The organism is Streptomyces coryli (assembly GCF_011044975.1).
GTDB lineage: Bacteria > Actinomycetota > Actinomycetes > Streptomycetales > Streptomycetaceae > Streptomyces > Streptomyces coryli.
This window is the reverse complement of the sequence record NZ_JAAKZV010000543.1, coordinates 1-1225: the sequence shown is the minus strand read 5'-3', so window position 1 is coordinate 1225 and position 1225 is coordinate 1. Positions and strand designations below refer to the sequence as shown.

Below are 1225 nucleotides of genomic sequence, written 5' to 3'. Positions count from 1 at the left end.
CGGCCCCGGTGCCCCCGCTCGCGGACGCCGCCGCTGTGACCGCCCCCTGTACGGCACAGTGACGACACCGCGCTATCCCGATCCACCCGCCCCCCGGACCGGTCACCGGATGCCCGCCGGGACACTCCCCGCGCCATGGCTCCTCCGGCTCGACGGCGAGCCGATACGCGGCCCGGGGCAGCAGCAGTCCGACGCCGGCGCCGTAGACAGCGGAGAGAAGAGCGATGAGTGCGTGCACGCGGCGAGCGTACCGACACGGGCGGCCCAGGTCATGGGCCTGCGGGCCCAACCGGGGACCTGTCTTCCGCACGCGCGGCGCAGCGCTTCCGGGCTCGGACGCCACTCACCAGCAAAGTGGTTGCTCTTGCAGATGCTAGCCCCAGGGCGCGAACCAAACAGCCTCGATCAACCCCAACCTGCAGGGAAGCAAGCTCCTGAACCCCTTCCATTAAAACGTTTGCAACTGCTACGGTCCGGCGGCATGACAGGAGACCACTGGCCCAACGGTCCACAGCAGCAACCCCCCGCACCCGGCTTCGGCCCACCGCAGGCCGGCTTCGGTCCGCCGCAGACCGGCTTCGGTCCGCCGCAGACCGGCTTCGGCCCGCCACCGACACCACCGCCCTGGCCGGCCACGCAGCCCTTCACCGGATTTCCGATGCCCAAACCCCTCCGGAACGCTCGAGCCGTGATGTTCACGCAGGCGGGGCTGGCAGTGCTGCTCTGCTTCGCCGTGCTGCTGATCGCCGACGATTTCTCCGGCGAGTTGGTGGGCCACCTGACGTACGAACTGATCAAACCCGCTCTGGGCCTCCTGCTCTGCCGCAAGATGTGGCATCGCGGCCTGTGGAACCGCCGCCTGGTGATCATCCTCCAGGCATTCTGGATCCTCTCCGCCCTCGGCACGATGGGCAACGGCGACCCCAAGGGCGTGACCCAGCTCATCCTCCCGATCTTGGCCATCGTCTTCATCACCCGCCCGGGAGTGAAGGACTGGTTCCAGCTCCCGCCCGACCAGCGGGCCCCGCGGCACCCTCTGCTGCGACCGCAGCGCGCACCGATGCACTAGCTCGGTGGGTCGGGATCGGAAAACTTGAGGTGATGGCTCGCTTCTGAGCGGCCGTTAGATCCCAAGTCGGGGCGTGGTGTTGGGTCCTGGGGCCCATGTGTCGGTTGGTCTGCTGCCGTAGGTTCGGTAGGTCTCTTGTGTGGGTTGGGTGTGGGT

The 1225-nt window shown here is 68.4% G+C and carries 1 protein-coding gene and 1 pseudogene; one reads left to right on the top strand and one right to left on the bottom strand.

Going from position 1 to position 1225, the window contains the following annotated elements; all coding sequences use genetic code 11:
- Window positions 1-238: pseudogene (locus G5C51_RS42690) on the bottom strand (prepilin peptidase); the annotation flags it as partial.
- Window positions 239-688: 450 nt separating this feature from the next.
- Between G5C51_RS42690 and G5C51_RS42070 the strand changes: the two are divergent.
- Window positions 689-1069, top strand: coding sequence for a hypothetical protein (locus G5C51_RS42070; RefSeq protein ID WP_165246213.1), 381 nt, complete (start codon window positions 689-691; stop codon window positions 1067-1069).
- The last annotated feature ends 156 nt before the right edge of the window (window positions 1070-1225 follow it).